At 50.5% G+C, this 16592-nt stretch carries 14 protein-coding genes and 1 pseudogene; 11 read left to right on the top strand and 4 right to left on the bottom strand.

Features of this window, described 5'->3' with window-relative positions; translation table 11 throughout:
• Positions 1–333: 333 nt before the first annotated feature.
• The 6 genes and pseudogenes from J0A65_RS19900 to J0A65_RS19875 all read left to right on the top strand — a co-directional run bounded on the left by J0A65_RS19900 (position 334) and on the right by J0A65_RS19875 (position 7069).
• On the top strand, positions 334–717 hold the full coding sequence (locus J0A65_RS19900; protein WP_206596084.1) for a hypothetical protein: 384 nt from the start codon (positions 334–336) through the stop codon (positions 715–717).
• Between the two features lie 417 nt (positions 718–1134).
• Complete coding sequence (locus J0A65_RS19895; protein WP_206596090.1) at positions 1135–4404, top strand: amidohydrolase family protein; 3270 nt, start codon at positions 1135–1137, stop codon at positions 4402–4404.
• 283 nt (positions 4405–4687) lie between these two features.
• A pseudogene (gene bla, locus J0A65_RS19890) lies at positions 4688–5410 on the top strand (subclass B1 metallo-beta-lactamase); the annotation flags it as partial.
• 16 nt (positions 5411–5426) lie between these two features.
• Positions 5427–5672: a hypothetical protein gene (locus tag J0A65_RS19885; protein ID WP_206596082.1), complete on the top strand. Its 246-nt coding sequence runs from the start codon at positions 5427–5429 to the stop codon at positions 5670–5672.
• A gap of 155 nt (positions 5673–5827) precedes the next feature.
• Positions 5828–6178, top strand: coding sequence for a VOC family protein (locus J0A65_RS19880; RefSeq protein WP_206596081.1), 351 nt, complete (start codon positions 5828–5830; stop codon positions 6176–6178).
• 33 nt (positions 6179–6211) lie between these two features.
• Positions 6212–7069, top strand: coding sequence for an AraC family transcriptional regulator (locus J0A65_RS19875; protein ID WP_206596080.1), 858 nt, complete (start codon positions 6212–6214; stop codon positions 7067–7069).
• On the opposite strand, the gene J0A65_RS19870 is transcribed toward J0A65_RS19875, so the two are convergent.
• The gene (locus J0A65_RS19870) at positions 7031–7624 is read right to left on the bottom strand and encodes a LysE family translocator (protein ID WP_206596079.1); all 594 of its coding nucleotides are present in this window, start codon (positions 7622–7624) and stop codon (positions 7031–7033) included. The two genes, J0A65_RS19875 and J0A65_RS19870, sit on opposite strands and share 39 nt — an antisense overlap.
• A 125-nt stretch (positions 7625–7749) precedes the next feature.
• Between J0A65_RS19870 and J0A65_RS19865 the strand changes: the two genes are divergently transcribed.
• Entirely contained in the window at positions 7750–8352 is a 603-nt protein-coding gene (locus J0A65_RS19865) for a YdeI/OmpD-associated family protein (protein WP_232850066.1), read from the top strand.
• 30 nt (positions 8353–8382) lie between these two features.
• Here J0A65_RS19865 and cmoB read toward each other — a convergent pair whose 3' ends face one another.
• Positions 8383–9345 carry a tRNA 5-methoxyuridine(34)/uridine 5-oxyacetic acid(34) synthase CmoB gene (gene cmoB / locus J0A65_RS19860; protein WP_206596078.1) on the bottom strand — a complete coding sequence of 321 codons (963 nt, stop codon included), beginning with the start codon at positions 9343–9345 and terminating at the stop codon, positions 8383–8385.
• A 7-nt stretch (positions 9346–9352) separates the two neighbouring features.
• The gene (gene cmoA, locus J0A65_RS19855) at positions 9353–10084 is read right to left on the bottom strand and encodes a carboxy-S-adenosyl-L-methionine synthase CmoA (protein ID WP_206596088.1); all 732 of its coding nucleotides are present in this window, start codon (positions 10082–10084) and stop codon (positions 9353–9355) included.
• Between the two features lie 189 nt (positions 10085–10273).
• On the opposite strand from cmoA, the gene J0A65_RS19850 reads away from it, so the two are divergent.
• On the top strand, positions 10274–11194 hold the full coding sequence (locus tag J0A65_RS19850) for a M14 family metallopeptidase (protein WP_206596077.1): 921 nt from the start codon (positions 10274–10276) through the stop codon (positions 11192–11194).
• A gap of 23 nt (positions 11195–11217) precedes the next feature.
• Here the strand turns inward: J0A65_RS19850 and J0A65_RS19845 are convergent, their stop codons facing one another.
• Positions 11218–12447: an EAL and HDOD domain-containing protein gene (locus J0A65_RS19845; RefSeq protein ID WP_206596076.1), complete on the bottom strand. Its 1230-nt coding sequence runs from the start codon at positions 12445–12447 to the stop codon at positions 11218–11220.
• Positions 12448–12873: 426 nt separating this feature from the next.
• On the opposite strand from J0A65_RS19845, the gene pheS reads away from it, so the two are divergent.
• Genes pheS through J0A65_RS19830 form a run of 3 tightly spaced genes read left to right on the top strand, consistent with a single transcriptional unit; the run spans position 12874 to position 16557 of the window.
• A complete protein-coding gene (gene pheS, locus J0A65_RS19840) occupies positions 12874–13854 on the top strand; it encodes a phenylalanine--tRNA ligase subunit alpha (RefSeq protein WP_206596075.1) in 981 nt (326 codons plus the stop codon).
• Positions 13855–13868: 14 nt separating this feature from the next.
• Positions 13869–16256 (top strand): phenylalanine--tRNA ligase subunit beta, encoded by a 2388-nt coding sequence (pheT, locus tag J0A65_RS19835; protein ID WP_206596074.1) that lies wholly within the window; start codon positions 13869–13871, stop codon positions 16254–16256.
• A gap of 4 nt (positions 16257–16260) precedes the next feature.
• Positions 16261–16557 carry an integration host factor subunit alpha gene (locus J0A65_RS19830; protein ID WP_188697804.1) on the top strand — a complete coding sequence of 99 codons (297 nt, stop codon included), beginning with the start codon at positions 16261–16263 and terminating at the stop codon, positions 16555–16557.
• The last annotated feature ends 35 nt before the right edge of the window (positions 16558–16592 follow it).

Genomic DNA, 16592 nt, shown 5'->3' with positions numbered 1-16592 from the left:
TAACCATCGGGGCCAGGAAGCAAAAATCTTCCATCAACAGGCCGGATATATGAGAGCAATGATTTTCTCTCACATCAGTGATCAAAGGTCTTGCAAGCGGAGTGGGTCCATATATGCGTGTCATATCCAACATGGATGGTAAGCAATTCCTGCCTTGCCACGACAGTCTTCACCATGGATACTGAAACTCAGTTTGGCTAAATTAATGCCATAAAGATAGTTGAAATCAGACATGGACAGTTCTCCTCAATGGTTGCCATATAAGTTTGGCAAAACTCCGGGAAAGGTCAGGGGGAGTCCATATCATTCGTTAGGCACTTATTGCGTAAGTATATGGAACCAGATTTTTTTAAATATGACATTGAAGAGCTTCAGGAATGCCTTCGCTCCATCGACAGGGAAAGATATCCTGAGCGTGTAGCTGAAATTGAACAACGCCTTAAAGCCTTGCTCGCTGAAGAAGCAAAAAGGATAGAGGCCATTCCTCCAGAAGAAAGAGCGAAAATTGAAAAACAAAGCCGAAATGGAAGTTATTTGATTATTTTCATTTGTTTGTTCTTTTGCACTCTTTTTTTGTACACAGGAGAGATCCCATTGCGACACAGCGAAGACGTAACAGTAAAAGAGAGCCCAATTATGTTTTACGCTTTAATGGTGTTTTTTGTTTTTATGGCAGTGTGGCAGGCATTAACAATATATATGAATAGGTTTAAATGAAGACGTGCCTAGCAAGGTCTTGAAGTCGCCCAATGGACTTCCCCCGCGTTAACGGGCACGCATCGATAACTCAATTACAAGGAAAACGAAGTCAGTATTTAAAGCGGGCAGGGCGTACAATTTACTAACCCTAGCTAACCGATTTTCCAGTTACTACGCAGACATCATATTCCTCTGTATTAAAGCTTCATGGCTCTGAGTGTTCAACAGCACCTTCCTAAAAAATTGGCCGAATTTACCCGTAAGCTGGCCGTGTCTGGTTAGGCGTCTAAGATGTTTGTGTGCCACAACAGTGCTTGGGCTATGACCTGCCGGCAAGGTCTGGCATGATGGATTTACAACAAAATAAAACATAACGATAAGAGGCAGAACACAGTGACAACAGGAAAACTTACCCCTATCGCTCTGGCCCTGATAATGGGACTGGGCAGCCCCGCTCTGATGGCTGAACAAACCGATGGCAAAGACCAAGAGCCCAAATGGGATGTGCTAAATCCACCGCTGGAGATGACCAGCGTCAGCATCAGTACCAATCAAACCACCTGGTCGAGTTTGGATATCAGCCCAAACGGCAAGCAGTTTGTGTTTGATATGCTGGGCGACCTGTATATCAGTGATATCAAAGGCGGTAGCGCTAAGGCGCTGACTAATGATCTGGCCTTTAACGTGCATCCGGCCATTAGCCCGGATGGCCAGCGCATAGCGTTTATTTCGGACCGCGATGGCAATACCAACGTGTGGACCATGAAGCTCGATGGCAGCGATCTTAAGCAAGTCACCAAAGTTCAAAAAGATGTGGTGCATTCCCCCAAGTGGAGCCCGGATGGCCAGTATATTGCGGCGACCATAGGTAAGGTTTCCACTCGCAGTATTCCAGCCGGAGAGATTTGGCTGTTTCACCATAGCGGTGGCAGCGGCTTGCCCATTAAAGAGCGGGATAACGGCAAAACCGAGCAGCAAAACCAGGCCGACCCGGCCTTTTCCCCGGATGGCCGCTACATCTATTACACCAAGGACATGAGCCCAGGCGGTACCTTTGAATATAACCGCGACCCGCTGAAGAGCATTTTCGCTATTCGTCGCTATGACCGGCAAACTGGCGAGGATATCACTTTGGTAAGTGGGGTAGGTGGCGCGGTTGTGCCCACCCCGTCGCCGGATGGCAAGCAACTGGCTTTTGTGCGCCGGGTAAGAGAAAACACCGGCTTGTTTGTGATGGACTTAACCTCCGGCCGTGAAACCCTGCTGACCGATAAACTTGAGCGCGACATGCAGGAAGGTTTTGGCTCGGAAGGATACTTTGCTTATTTCGACTGGACGCCAGATAGCCAAGAGATTCTGTACTGGACCGGCGGTACCTTCCATAAAATCAATATGAACGGTAAAGAAGTGGCCCAAGTGCCGGTGGACGTTAAGGTTGAAAAGCAGATTGCCAAGGCGCTGCGCTTCCCTGTGGATGTGGCGCCGGATGAATTTGATGTGAAAATGATCCGCTGGGCGCAAACTTCGCCGGACGGTAAAACCGCCTTGTTCCAAGCCCTGGGCAAGCTGTACGTCAAAGACCTTAAAAGCGGCAAGCTCAAACGCCTGACCAGCCAGAACGAGCAGGATGAGTTTTATCCACGCTTTAGTAATGACGGTAAATCCATTGTGTATACCACCTGGAATGACCAAAAGTTGGGTGAGGTCAGAGTGATTCCCGCCAAAGGCGGGCGCAGCAAAGTGGTGAGCGCGCAGCCCGGCCATTATGCCGAGCCAAGCTTTAATCTAGACGGTAGCCAGGTGGTGTATCGTAAGTTCACTGGCGGTTATCTGCTGAGCCCCGAGTGGTCGCTGGAGCCTGGTATTTATCTGGCGGATATCAAAAGCGGTGAAAACCGCAAGCTGGTGAATAGTGGCTCTGCACCGCATTTTGCCGGTGATAACAGCCGGGTATATTTTACCGAGCCTTCCTCCACAAATACTAAACTGGTGAGCGTTAATCTGGACGGTAAAGATAAGCGTGAACACTTGGATGGCGGCGACCAGGCGGTGGAGTTCCGTTTATCTCACGACCGTAAGTGGCTGGCCTTTACCTATCAGTACAATGCCTATATTGCCCCCTATGCCGAGACCGGCAAGCTGTTAACGGTGGGACCAACCATGAGCTCGCTGCCGGTTAAGCAAGTATCCAGCCGTGCCGGTGAGTTTCTGACCTGGCGGGCCGACAATCAGGCCTTAAGCTGGCACCATGGGCCGCTGTTGTTTGAACGTGAACTAAAAGAGGCCTTTAGTTTTGTCGACGGCGCTCCCGACACCTTGCCAGAGCCGGTCAGCGAAGGGATTGATCTGTCGTTTAAACATAAAGCGGATAAGCCGGGCGGGCTGAAAGCCTTGGTGGGCGGGCGTTTGGTAACCATGCGCGATGCCAACCAAAGCCAGGAAGTGATAGAAAACGGTGTGGTGCTGATTGAGAACAACCGCATTAAGGCTATTGGCAAGCAAGGTGAAGTGGAGATCCCTCGTAGCGCCCAGGTACTGGATATCAGTGGCAAAACGGTGATCCCTGGGCTGATTGATGCCCATGCGCACGGCTCGCAAGGCAGTGATGAAATTATCCCGCGTCAGAACTGGCGTAACTTTGCCGATGTGGCCTTTGGCGTGACCACCATTCACGACCCATCTAACGACACCACAGAAATATTCTCGGCGTCCGAAATGCAAAAGGCTGGCGAGATCATCGCCCCACGTATTTATTCCACCGGCACCATTTTATATGGCGCCAACTGGCCATCCATCAAAGCCATTTTTGATGACGCCGGTGATGCCAAATTCCATTTGCAGCGTCTGAAAGACGTGGGTGCGATTTCGGTGAAAAGCTATAACCAGCCACGCCGTGATGTGCGCCAGCAGATTATTGCTGCTGGTAAGGATCTGGGCATGATGGTGGTGCCAGAAGGGGCAGGTCGCTTCCTGCTGGATATGACCATGCTGGTTGACGGCCATACCGGTCTCGAACACTCCATCCCGCTGTCCAATGCCTATTCCGATGTGACCCAGCTTTGGGCAGCATCGGGCTACGGCTACACTCCCACCTTTGTGGTGACCATGGGCACTATTATGGGTGAAGAGTATTGGTACGATAAAACCGAGGTGTGGAAGAACGAGCGCCTGCTGCGTTATACCCCGCATTATATGCTGGATAGCCGCGCTATTCGCCGCCCCACCGCGCCGGATGAGCAATACCACCACTTTGATGTAGCCGCTTACGCGAAAAAGCTGCGCGACAATGGGGTCAGCGTGCATATTGGTGCGCACGGTCAGCGTCCGGGGCTGGGCGCACATTGGGAGCTGTGGCATATGCAGCAGGGCGGTTTTACTCCTTGGGAGGCTATACGTGGCGGCACTATCGATGGCGCTAAACACTTGGGTATGGATAAAGACATAGGTAGCCTGGAGGTCGGTAAGCTTGCCGATATGGTGGTGATAGACGGCGATGTGCTAAGCGACCTTAAACGCTCAGAATATGTGGATTACACCGTGCTTAACGGCCGTATTTACGATGCGAAAACCATGAACGAGGTGGGCAGCAAAGATAAGCGCAAGGCGTTTTTCTTTGAAAACAGCAAGGTACAGAGTATGCCGGTGCAAACCCAGCAAAATCTGGAGGCCAAAGCCCGCTCGTTGCACTGGGTGCACGAGCACTAAATACAGTCAAATGTTAAGGCGGCCGGTTGGCCGCCTTTTTTATGATAAGCGGTAATAGGCGATTCGACAGCTTTCGCTGCCTTAACCACTAGTGGCAGTCTCCTGGCTTTTTTATTGGCGCCGGGCTCACAACTCTTTATAGTTTGGCGACTCCCTCGACACTAACCAGTAAGAAAGGATAAGCCTGGTGGCTGTCCAAAGTAAGGATGTTGTTATGTCTAGCCGTTTTCGATTTTTCCCGACATTTCGCCTATTTTCCCTGTCATTTTGTGCCATCACTGTGGTAGCCAACGGCGCAGAGCGACTGGATGGATACCCTCAGGCAGCAGAGATCCCGGAAGGGGAAGTGCGCCTGTTTAAGCTGGCTGACGGGGTATGGAGCCATATTGCCACCCACGACTACAACGGCGTGCTTTATCCATCAAATGGACTGATAGTCAAAGAGGGTAACGAACTGCTGTTAATTGATACGGCCTGGGGTGCAGAGAACACCCGCGCGTTGCTGCATGAAATAAAAGTGCAGATTGGTTTGCCGGTTACCCGTGCTATTTCCACCCATTTTCACGATGACAGGGTGGAAGGCGTGGAGGTGCTTAAGCTGGCAGGGGTGAAAACCTATGCCACCTTGTTAACCCGCCAATTGGCTAAAGCTGAAGGCAATGAAATACCACAGAACACATTGCCAGCCTTATCAGCCAGCGGCGATTCCTTGCAATTTGGTCCGGTTGAATTGTTTTACCCCGGCCATGGCCACGCGCCGGATAATCTGGCCGTGTATGTGCCAGAGGCTAAAGTTTTATTTGGTGGCTGCGCCGTGCATGAACTGGCGCGTCAGAACGCCGGTAACACCTCACATGCAGATCTGGCCGAGTGGCCGGTGTCGGTCACCCGGATTTTGCAGCAGTATCCTAAGGCTGAATTAGTCATCCCTGGCCATGGCTTGCCCGGTGGCCAGGACCTTTTGACTCATACCATTGAGATAGTTAAGGCGCAGAAAACGCTATAAAGGTCAATAACCTACTGTGGGCGACAAACCTCTGATCATTCTGCGCGCAAAACCGGACGACAAGCCTTATGACCCGGAATTTGTGCCAGCAGATATTGCGGCGAAAATGGCGCGGTTATATGGAAGTGCCGAGGTGAATTTTCTGAAGCTCTCAACGGCGGCGCAAGTGGTCTATTCAGAATCGGAACAACACCACTTGCATATTGCTGACCTGGATTTGGTGGTGAGCAGTATCAAAGCGTTGCTGGAAAAACAGCCCTGAACTTTTTAGCCCGGCAGTTGGCTTTATTGAAGTCAAACTGATGTCTTGAATCGCACAGTACTATCAATTTCGAGACAATTTGTAACGCGTTTTTAAATTCAGCTGATGACTATGTTAGGGTTGAAGCCAAGCAGCATACAGGCAGGAGCATAACAATGGCGGTAAAACGAATTGTAGCCAATATCTCTGCACCGGATACGGATAAGGCCTGTGCATTTTATACTGCTATTTTTGACTTGGAACTGGTGATGGATCATGGCTGGATCAAGACCTTAAGTGCCGGCAATAGCATGACCACGCAAATCAGTCTGGCTTCACAAGGCGGCGCTGATACTGAAGTGCCGGATTTGTCTATCGAAGTGGATGATCTGGATGCGGTGCTTAGCCGCGTGAAAGCCGCCGGTATTGCTCTTGAATACGGCCCGACCTTTGAACCCTGGGGCGTGCGCCGCTTCTATATTCGCGACCCGCAAGGCACCTTAATCAATGTGTTGCAACACAACTAAACTCGCGAGTGAATAGTGAGCAGGAGTTTGACTATGGCCCAAAGCAGTGGCCCCTTGTTTTGGCGAGACCCTCGTATGCCTTATGTGGAGCTGCGGGTTGTCAGGGAAGGGCGCAAGGTTTGTTATGCGCCGCATAGTCACCTGCAGTGGTCTTTGGGGGCGATCACCGAGGGGTGCAGTACCTTTGTTTATCAGGATAAGGAGGTGCTGGTCACGGCTGGCACTCTTGTGATGATGAATCCCCATTGGGTGCATGCCTGCAATCCGGTTGATAACCAGCCCTGGGGCTATCTGATGCTGTATATCGATGCCAATTGGCTGACTCAACTGCGCTTTGATGCCGGGCTGCTAGGCAGTTGCCACTGGCAGGATATCACCACGTCGGTGATCCGCGAGCCCCAATGGTTTGATGGTTATTGCCAACTGGCCGATTGTTTGTTGGATGACAGCCGTGTATTGCTGGATAAGCAAGTGGCGGTTGTGGAATACCTCAGTGCCTTGTTCTTCGAACTAGCCGACAGCCAAGCGCCGCGGTTAGCCGCTGTGCCGCAAAAGCTGCAAAAACTGGCCGATTATATTCGCATGCATGCGGCAGATGATGTGTCTCTGGATAGCTTATGTGAGCAATCTGGCTACAGCCCTGGTCATTTGGTGCGGGCTTTTAAACAGTATTTCGGGTTAACCCCTCATGCGTATTTACTGAATTGTCGGGTACAACTGGGTCAGCACGCGTTAAAGCAGGGCCAACCCATTGCACAAACGGCCTTGGAACTGGGCTTTGCCGACCAGGCGCATTTTCAGCGTACCTTTAAGCGACTGGTGGCGGCTACGCCTAAACAGTATCGTCAATCTTTACCCGAACAACAGATACAGCGTACTCAATGCAAGTAGCAGCGCCAGAGTGCGGTTGATAATTATCATGGTTAGAGGGCGGTGAACATGGCGCTGCAAGTAGGCTCCGGCATAGACCCAGCAGCTTAGTGACAGCCAGCAAATCGGCAGATACAGCCCGGCGAATACGGCCACCTGCCATATATCCTGGCCATTAGTGTAGGCGGCAATGCCGGACGCTGACGCCAGCCAGGCTTTAGGATTAAGCCATTGCATCAGCGCGCCGGTGAAAAAACCGGGGGCGCTAAGTTTGCGATCGTCAGATAAACGGCCGTTATCACGCATTAGTTGCAGACTTAAATACAGTAAAAACACCGCACCCAGCCAGCGCAGCAGGTTATCAAGCCCAGCCACAAGCTGCATAGCCGAATAAAGGCCCAAGCCAATGGCCAGAAACAACAGCACAAAGCCCAGCGTTGCGCCGGTGACGAATATCAGCCCTTGTGCTACTGGGTAGCGGGTTCCGCTGCTTAAACAGACCAGGTTAACCGGGCCAGGTGAGATTGACGCTGCCAGTGCAAACGCCCCCATAGATAAAAGCATGGCAAAGCTCATACCGCTCCTTAATCAGTTGGTTGGGGGCAGTCTGTCTGGATGTCAGGGCGACGTATTGAAGAAAATTGCTGTTTGGCTGTTTCTTAGGCGCTATATTGGCCACCTTGACAAGGCATTCCGCCAAGATGCTAAGCTGGGTCGGTGAAAAATTGGCTGGCTGCAATATGGAAATTCAGGAGGCATTTATGGCCCGAGATACTAAATCACAATTTCATGCTGAATTGTTGCGTCCGAAAGATTCGGGCAATGAAGAATGGTCATTTATTGTGTTGCCGCTCGATGTCAGTGAAAAGCTGCCCAGGCGCGGTCGAACCAGTATAGACGGATACATCAATAGCCACAGTTTTACCGCACAACTGGAGCCAGATGGCCGAAAGAGCCATTGGCTTAAAGTCAATCTCGCACTCATGCAGGCCGCTTCCGTGAGCTTTGGTGATGTGGTTGAATTTGAGATACAGGCGGTGGCTGAAGAGCCTGAGCCCGAGCTTCCTGCTGATTTTCAGCAAGCATTAAACACTGTGCCAGAGGCGCAAGCCACCTGGCAGGCAACCACCACGCTTGCCCGGGTTGATTGGCTGCATTGGATAACCACGGCTAAACAGGCCAAAACCAGGGCAAAGCGTATTCAGGACGCCTGTAACATGTTGGCGTCGGGAAAGAAACGGGTATGCTGCTTTGATCCTTCGGGCTTTTACAGTAAGGCCTTATCGGCACCTGAGGTTGCTTAGTCGCCTTACGCCAGGCGGCTAAATACTTGCTCAGGCTTTGGCAATAGTGACGGCCCGTACTGGAGCAGGGTAGCCTTCAATGGTCTTGCTTAAGTCGTTGGGATCCAGGAAGTCTTTCAGTGAATGGGTGCGCATCCATTCTGTACTGCGCTGCTCATCCAAACTGGTGGTGGACACATCTACCGTACGGATGTCACTAAAGCCCACCCGCGCCAGCCAGTTTTCCAGTGCCGCTACGCTTGGAATAAACCACACATTACGCATCTGGGCATAGCGCTCGCCGGGCAGCAATACGGTCTGTGCATCGCCATCTACCACCAGGGTCTCTAATACCAATTCACCGTCTTTTCTAAGCAGGCTTTTGAGCTGTTGTAAGAAGTCCAGCGGGCTCTTTCTGTGATACAGCACACCCATGGAAAACACCGTATCGAAACTCTTTAGTTCAGGCAAAGCTTCGATCCCAAGAGGGAGCTGAAATACGCCATCGTCGCCAATAAAGTGATTAAGAATCATGAACTGCATTAAAAATAGCGGATAAGGGTCAACGCCAACTGCCAATTTTGCACCTTCACCACGCATGCGCCACAAGTGATAGCCGCTGCCACAGCCTACATCCAACACGGAACGCCCGGCCAAAGGACTTAAATGGGGGAGCACTCTGTCCCATTTCCAATCAGAACGCCACTCGGTATCAATATGCACACCATGGATATGAAATGGACCTTTACGCCAAGGCTTAAACTGCTGCAGTAGACCCAGGATCTGTTTCTGCTCATGGGGCGTCACATCGTGCTCGCTACCGACTCTGACCTGGCGGAGCAAATCAATATCTGCTGGCTGCGTTATGGGTAGTTTACTGAGTAATTTCTGCCATTTATCCAGATCGGTTTTATGTTGCTTATACCAATCGGCCAACTGCGCTGGCAGTACTTCCAGCCAGGGAGACAGTTCAGTGCCAGCAATAAGGCGGTAAAAATCCTGAAAATGTTGCATGCTTTACCTACTTGATGGCCACGATAGAGGAGAAGTTAAAGCACTTAAACCACAAGATCACGTCGCTGAATCCGGCTTGCTGTAATCGTTTTGCATGCGCTTCAAAACTGTCTGTTTTCATTACGTTTTCCAGGGCTGTGCGCTTCTGGCTGATTTCAAGCTCACTGTAGCCGTTACGACGCTTAAACTCATGATGCAATTCAATTAACAGCTCATTACCTTGCTCTGAGGGATGACGGATCTTCTCTGATAACACCAGGATGCCGCCGGGATTTAAACCATCATAAATACCCTGGATGATGGCCTGGCGCTGATCCGGTTCGATAAACTGCAAGGTAAAGTTCATCACCACCATAGAGGCATTGTGGATAGCAATGTTTTGTAGGTCGTCGCATAGCACTTCAATGGGTACTTCAGATTTAAACGCCTGAATATGGCGCTGACAACGTTCCACCATGGCTTGTGAGTTGTCTACGCCTATTATCCGGCAATCTGGGGCCTGGATATAGCGACTGGCCGCTAAGCTTACCGCCCCTAATGAGCAGCCCAGATCGTACAATCTAGAACCGGATTGCACATAACGGCCGGCCATTTGGCCTATGGCGTCTACTATGGTGCTGTAGCCGGGGACTGAGCGCTGGATCATATCCGGAAAGACTTCGGCGACATTTTCGTCAAAGCGAAAATCAGAAACCCGGCCCAAGGGGCTGGAATAAATAGCGTCTTTACCGGATGAAATCATACTACACGGGGCCAAAAGAAAAGGGTGGCCATTTTAACGAATGCCTTGAAGGCTGTCACCCCGCTGGTTGGCGCGGTGTGTTGGTGCTTTTCTAGGCAGATGAACCAGCTTTAGTTATTGTGACTTATGCCAGTCAGTGACATTTTGCTAGGATGTAAATAATCTTGTTATTGAGTCATGCAGTTTATGTCTTCAAATCCTTATCCAATCGGCACGCCAGGTCAGCCCTGGGGCGCAAGTGAAAAATCAGCTTGGCTGGCCAGTCAGCGCATTCAACGTTCTTATGCTGATGAGGTGGAAAGGCACATTCTGGCCTTGCAGGATACGTTTAATCTGGAGCAATACGGGCAGTTAGTTTATTCCGACGGTGACTATGCCTTGTGGGGGCTACGCAGCAAAAACTGGCAGCCAGAGCTGCCCACTGCATTAGTTACCGGCGGCGTACATGGCTACGAAACCAGTGGCGTGCAAGGTGCTTTGCGTTTTGCACAACGCCATGCGGCTGATTATTTGGGCAAAGTGAATTTGTTGATTGCCCCCTGCATCAGTCCTTGGGGTTATGAAACTATTAACCGTTGGAACCCTGATGCCATTGACCCTAACCGTTCTTTCTATGTAGGTAGCAAAGCCGGAGAGTCGGTGGCGTTGATGCATTGGTTGCGCAAAATGGATGTGGCTGTGACTATGCACATTGACCTGCACGAGACCACAGACACCGATAACTCTGAGTTTCGCCCTGCGCTGGCGGCCAGAGATGGCAAAACCCATGACAACTGGAATATTCCGGATGGTTTCTATCTGGTCGGCGACACCTTTAGTCCAATGCCACAATTTCAGCGGGCCGTGCTGGATGCTGTACAAGACGTCACACATATTGCCGAGGCTGATGAGAATAACCAACTGATAGGTTCGCCGCTTGTTCAGTTTGGTGTGGTCAATTACGACACGAAAAAGTTGGGTTTGTGCGCCGGGGTAACCGATGCCTTGTATGTGACAACCACAGAAGTGTATCCCGATAGCCCCAAGGCAACGCCCGAACAATGTATCCAGGCGCAAGTGGCGGCAATTCGCGGGGCGTTGGGCTATGTGCTTAAACTGAAAGCTTAATCTGGATAGGTGCGCAATTGCGCTTACTTTCCGGATGTATTGGCTTCAAAAGCCTCTGACCATTGCACTGCCTGGCTATATAGGTCGGGCAGAATATTCTCTTCAAGTTTTAACGCATTGCTATGTTTTTGTGTCCAGAACCAGCTACCACTTTCGTATGCTTTAACCAGCGCCAGCACTGAACAAAGTGTGCCTGGTTGACTGAGTAGTGCCTGCTTGACTTCGTCTTCCAGTGGTAAGCGCTCCAGTACCTGGTCCATGGGCTGTCCCAGTAGTGCATCAACCAGGGAAAACAATCCGCATAGAAACGCCATACCTGTTAGCGCTGGCGCGACTTTAGCGCAAAGCAGTTCGCAAAAACGTGCGCGCAGAATTGACATGCGAATCAGTTCTAGTGGCTTATTGTTGCCGCCCAGATGCGCGGTAGCGATAAGACAAATAAACTTGCGGGCCTGTTCTTCGCCAAGATAAATCAGTGCCTGCTTAATTGAGCCTATGGGCTCGCGCACGTCGAACAGTCCCGAATTGATAAATCGCAGTAGTTTATAGGAGAGTGACAAATCTCGCTCAAAGTACATGGCCAGTTTGCTGTAACTGAAGTTAGGTTTGAGCACTTCCAGATAAATGGCCAGTATCATGTGATGCTGGGCTTCAATATCCGTGTGTTCCACCATTTCTGGCACACAGAAGAAATAGCCCTGAAAAAAATCAAACCCCAGGTCTTTAGCCTGGGTAAATTCCTCATGGGTTTCGATTTTCTCAGCAAGAAAGCGCACGCCCTTGCGCATACGCAGCAATGGCAAAAGGGCCGCGACGTCGTCCAAGCTGGTGCGCTGGATATCAAACTTAATCAGCTTGGCGAAGTTTAAAAAGCGTTCCCAATCCGGGTGATAAACGAAATCATCAAGGGCAAAGCGGTAGCCGGCATGGAATAATTGCCGACATGCCGCGTAGATCTCATCGTTCGGCTCTACGTCCTCCAGTACCTCAATCACAATATCCTTTGGAGGAAGGAGTGCTGGGACGTGATCAAGTAAGCTTTGCTGGGAAAAGTTAATCAGCGCCATTTTATTACGGCACAGGTTTTTAAAACCGATATTCAGGTGCTGATTTAAGACCAGCCTGCTGGTGGCCACATCTGGCTTGACGTGGCGGGGAAACGCATTTTCGATGCCGTCCCTGAAAAACAATTCGTAAGCGACGGTCTGTTGGCGTCGATTAAGAATAGCTTGCCTTGCTGTATAAACTTTCATAAAAACGAATTACTTCCTTTATACCGGGGACATACGGCAAGGACGGAAGGCCCCTTGCCGACAACAACAAACCCGGAGTACGCCTTAAGGCGCACGATGCGAACAACACAGAGCAGGCTTGCCCAACTCTGATCACAAGAGCGCAGATTATACAGTATATTTTGGGCTCTCAGGTCAGGCCTTTTGATGAAACGCCCGAACCTCACGTTGAACGATAGTTTACGCCGGGTTTACTTGTTGCTAACAAACATCGGTAAAGCTATACGACTGTTTGATTTACACCTTTTAACTTCCTTATTTTTAGCTCTTTTTTAAGCATTTACCTAGCGGGAAAAACGTACTTTCGTGTAGAATTCTGCGTTTTATTCTTTTTGTGCGGCAATTCTGAGGCCGCGCATAGCCAGATGCATTGAAATTGAGGAAAACATGGATCTTGAAGCCATAAGCAAAGAGGCCGCAGAATTGGTGGCCAACGCCACCGACATGGTCGAGTTGGATAAGGTCAGGGTCGAATTCCTTGGCAAAAAAGGCAAGCTGACAGAGCTGCTGAAGGGCCTTGGGAAACTGTCCGCAGAAGAACGTCCTGCTGCTGGTGAGCAGATCAACAAAGCCAAACAAGGGGTTCAACAGCTGATTCACGAGCGATCCGAGCTCCTGCGTCGTCAGGAACTGGATGCCAAATTGGGTCAGGAACGGGTGGACGTTACCTTACCTGGCCGCGGCAAGGCCAGTGGTGGACTGCATCCGGTTAGCCGCACCATTGAACGCATTGAAAGTTTCTTTGCGGAATTAGGCTTCTCTGTTAAACAGGGGCCAGAAATCGAAGATGCATTTCACAACTTTGATGCGTTGAACATTCCTGCCGATCACCCGGCACGGGCTAACCACGATACCTTTTATTTCAATCCGGATTTGATGTTGCGCACGCAAACCTCCGGTGTCCAAATTCGTACCATGGAAATGCAGAAGCCGCCTATTCGGATTATCTCGCCAGGGCGCGTGTATCGTAACGATTACGATCAGACCCATACCCCAATGTTCCATCAGGTTGAAGGCCTGATGGTGGATAAGAATGTCAGTTTTGCAGACCTGAAAGGTATCCTTAGCGATTTCGTGCGCAACTTCTTCGAAGAAGATTTGGAAGTACGTTTCCGCCCATCTTATTTTCCTTTTACTGAGCCTTCAGCGGAAATGGATGTTAGAACCAGCAGTGGTAAATGGCTTGAAGTGTTAGGCTGCGGGATGGTGCATCCCAACGTATTGCGTGCCGTGAATATCGACCCCGAGATCTATACAGGTTTTGCCTTTGGAATGGGGATCGAGCGTCTGACCATGCGACGCTATGAAGTGAATGACTTGCGTGCATTCTTCGAAAACGACCTGCGCTTCTTGAAACAGTTTAACTAGGAATTAATAGCAGCATGAAATTCAGTGAAAAGTGGTTAAGAGAATGGGTTAACCCTGCTATTTCTACCGAACAATTATCTGAGCAGCTTTCCATGGCGGGCTTGGAAGTCGACGGCATTGAAGCGGTGGCACCCGAGTTCAGTGGTGTTGTGGTTGGTGAGGTAGTGGACTGTGGTCAGCACCCTGACGCCGATAAACTACGCGTCACTAAGGTAAATGTAGGCGGCGATGAGCTGTTAGATATCGTCTGTGGAGCACCAAACTGCCGTTTGGGCTTGAAAGTGGTTGTCGCAGTGGTTGGCGCGGTACTGCCGGGCGACTTTAAAATCAAGAAAGCCAAGCTGCGTGGTCAGCCTTCTCATGGCATGTTGTGTTCGGCCTCGGAACTTGGTTTGTCTGATGATCACGACGGGATTATTGAACTGCCGCTGGATGCCCCAATAGGTCAGGACATCCGTGAATACCTGCAGCTTGATGATGTCAGCATTGAAGTGGATCTGACGCCTAACCGCGCTGATTGTTTAGGTATCAAAGGGCTAGCTCGCGAAGTGGGTGTATTGAATCAGCTGCCTGTTCAGTCCGTGGCTGTTGAGCCTGTGCCCGCACAAATCACACATAAGCGCGGTATTGTGTTACAGGCCCAGCAAGCTTGCCCTCGTTATTTGGGCCGCGTAATTGAAAACGTAGACATGCAGGCCAAAACGCCAACCTGGATGAAGGAGCGGCTGCGCCGCAGTGGCGTGCGTAGCATTGATCCTGTGGTGGATGTGACTAACTATGTGTTACTCGAACTTGGCCACCCTATGCATGCTTTTGATAACGACGTACTGCAGGGCGAAGTGCAGGTCCGTTTAGCCAAGGACAAGGAAAAGCTGGTGTTACTAGATGGTCAGGAAGTTGAGCTGGCTGACAATACCTTAGTGATCGCGGATGAACACAAAGCGCTGGCCATGGCGGGTATCTTTGGTGGTGAGCATTCAGGTGTGACGGCTCAAACCAAGCATATCTTCCTCGAAAGCGCTTTTTTTGCGCCGGACGCTATTAAAGGCAGGGCACGTCAGTATGGTTTACATACCGATGCGTCACACCGTTACGAGCGCGGCGTTGACTATAAGCTACAGCGTGAGGCAATGGAACGTGCCACAGCATTGTTGTTGAGCATTGTTGGTGGTCAGGCCGGGCCAGTCGTTGAAGCAGTGAGCGAAGCGCACTTGCCAGCAGAGCGCCAGGTGACATTGCAGCGTGCCAATCTGGACAGATTGATCGGCATTCATATCGATACCGATAAAGTCACGGATATTTTTCAGCGCCTGGGATTGAATGTTCAGCAAGGTCAGGAAAGTTGGACCGTTGATGTACCCAGCTACCGTTTCGACATCGCAATAGCCGAAGATCTGATTGAAGAAGTGGCCAGGGTTTATGGTTATCACAATATTCCGCCGGCTGCGCCTTCTGCCAGCTTGCAGATGTCTAAACACCAGGAACGTAATACGCCGTTGATGCTGATGAAACAGCGTCTGGTCAGCTTGGGTTACCAGGAAGCCATCACTTATTCATTTGTGGATCCTAAGGTGCAGAAGAGCCTGTACCCTGATCTAAACGCCCTGGAGTTGCCGCATCCTATTTCGGTAGAGATGTCCTCTATGCGTTTGAGCTTGTGGCCCGGATTGTTACAAGCCGTGTCATATAACCAGAAGCGCCAGCAAAGCCAGGTTGCGCTGTTCGAAACCGGTTTGCGTTTCTTACCCGATGCCAATGAAGCGGCAGGGGTGTCTCAGCAGGCAGTGATCGGTGGCGTACTGGCGGGTATTCGCCAGACGGAACATTGGGATATGACCACAGCGGCGGTAGATTTCTTTGATATTAAAGCCGCGGTGGAAGCCTTGATTGCAACCGCTGCTGCCCCTGATGAATTCAGCTTTAAAGCGGTAGAACACAGTGCGTTACACCCAGGTCAGGCGGCCGCAGTGTACCGCAATGGCAAGCAGATCGGACTGTTGGGTGCGATTCACCCTCAGTTTGAAAAAGAGCTTAAACTAAATGGCCGTACTTACGTGTTTGAGCTGGAATTGGATGCACTCAGTGAGCGACGTATTCCACAGGCCAAAGAGATTTCACGCTATCCTGCCAACCGCAGGGATATTGCATTGCTGGTCAAGGACAGCCATACTGTCGCTGACATACTTGCTTGCATAGAAAAATTTGGTGGAAATCAGCTAGTTGGCCTAAACTTGTTTGACCTATACAGAGGTAAGGGCATTGCTGAGGGGTATAAGAGCCTGGCGATTTCCTTGACACTGCAGGACCCAGCGAGAACCCTTGAAGAGCATGAGATTCAAGCTGTGGTAGAGCGAATTCTGGCCGCGTTGTCAGAGCAATTTGAGGCATCTCTGAGGGATTGAGTTTATGGCGCTGACGAAAGCCGATATGGCTGAACATTTGTTCGAAAAGCTGGGCATGAATAAACGTGACGCTAAAGACCTGGTTGAATCCTTTTTTGAGGAAGTCAGGGAAGCTTTAGAATCCGGTGAGCAGGTTAAACTGTCCGGATTCGGCAACTTTGACCTTCGCCAGAAGAACGAGCGTCCTGGGCGTAATCCCAAAACCGGCGAAGATATTCCAATCAAAGCCAGAAGGGTTGTGACCTTCCGACCTGGTCAGAAGCTTAAGAGCCGGGTGGAAAACTCCGAACCACAGGCTTAAGCAATATAAGGCGCACGTAATGTGCGCCTTATTGT

The organism is Bowmanella yangjiangensis (assembly GCF_017255015.1).
Taxonomy (GTDB): Bacteria; Pseudomonadota; Gammaproteobacteria; order Enterobacterales; family Alteromonadaceae; genus Bowmanella; species Bowmanella yangjiangensis.
This window is presented reverse-complemented; position numbering and strand designations above follow the sequence as displayed.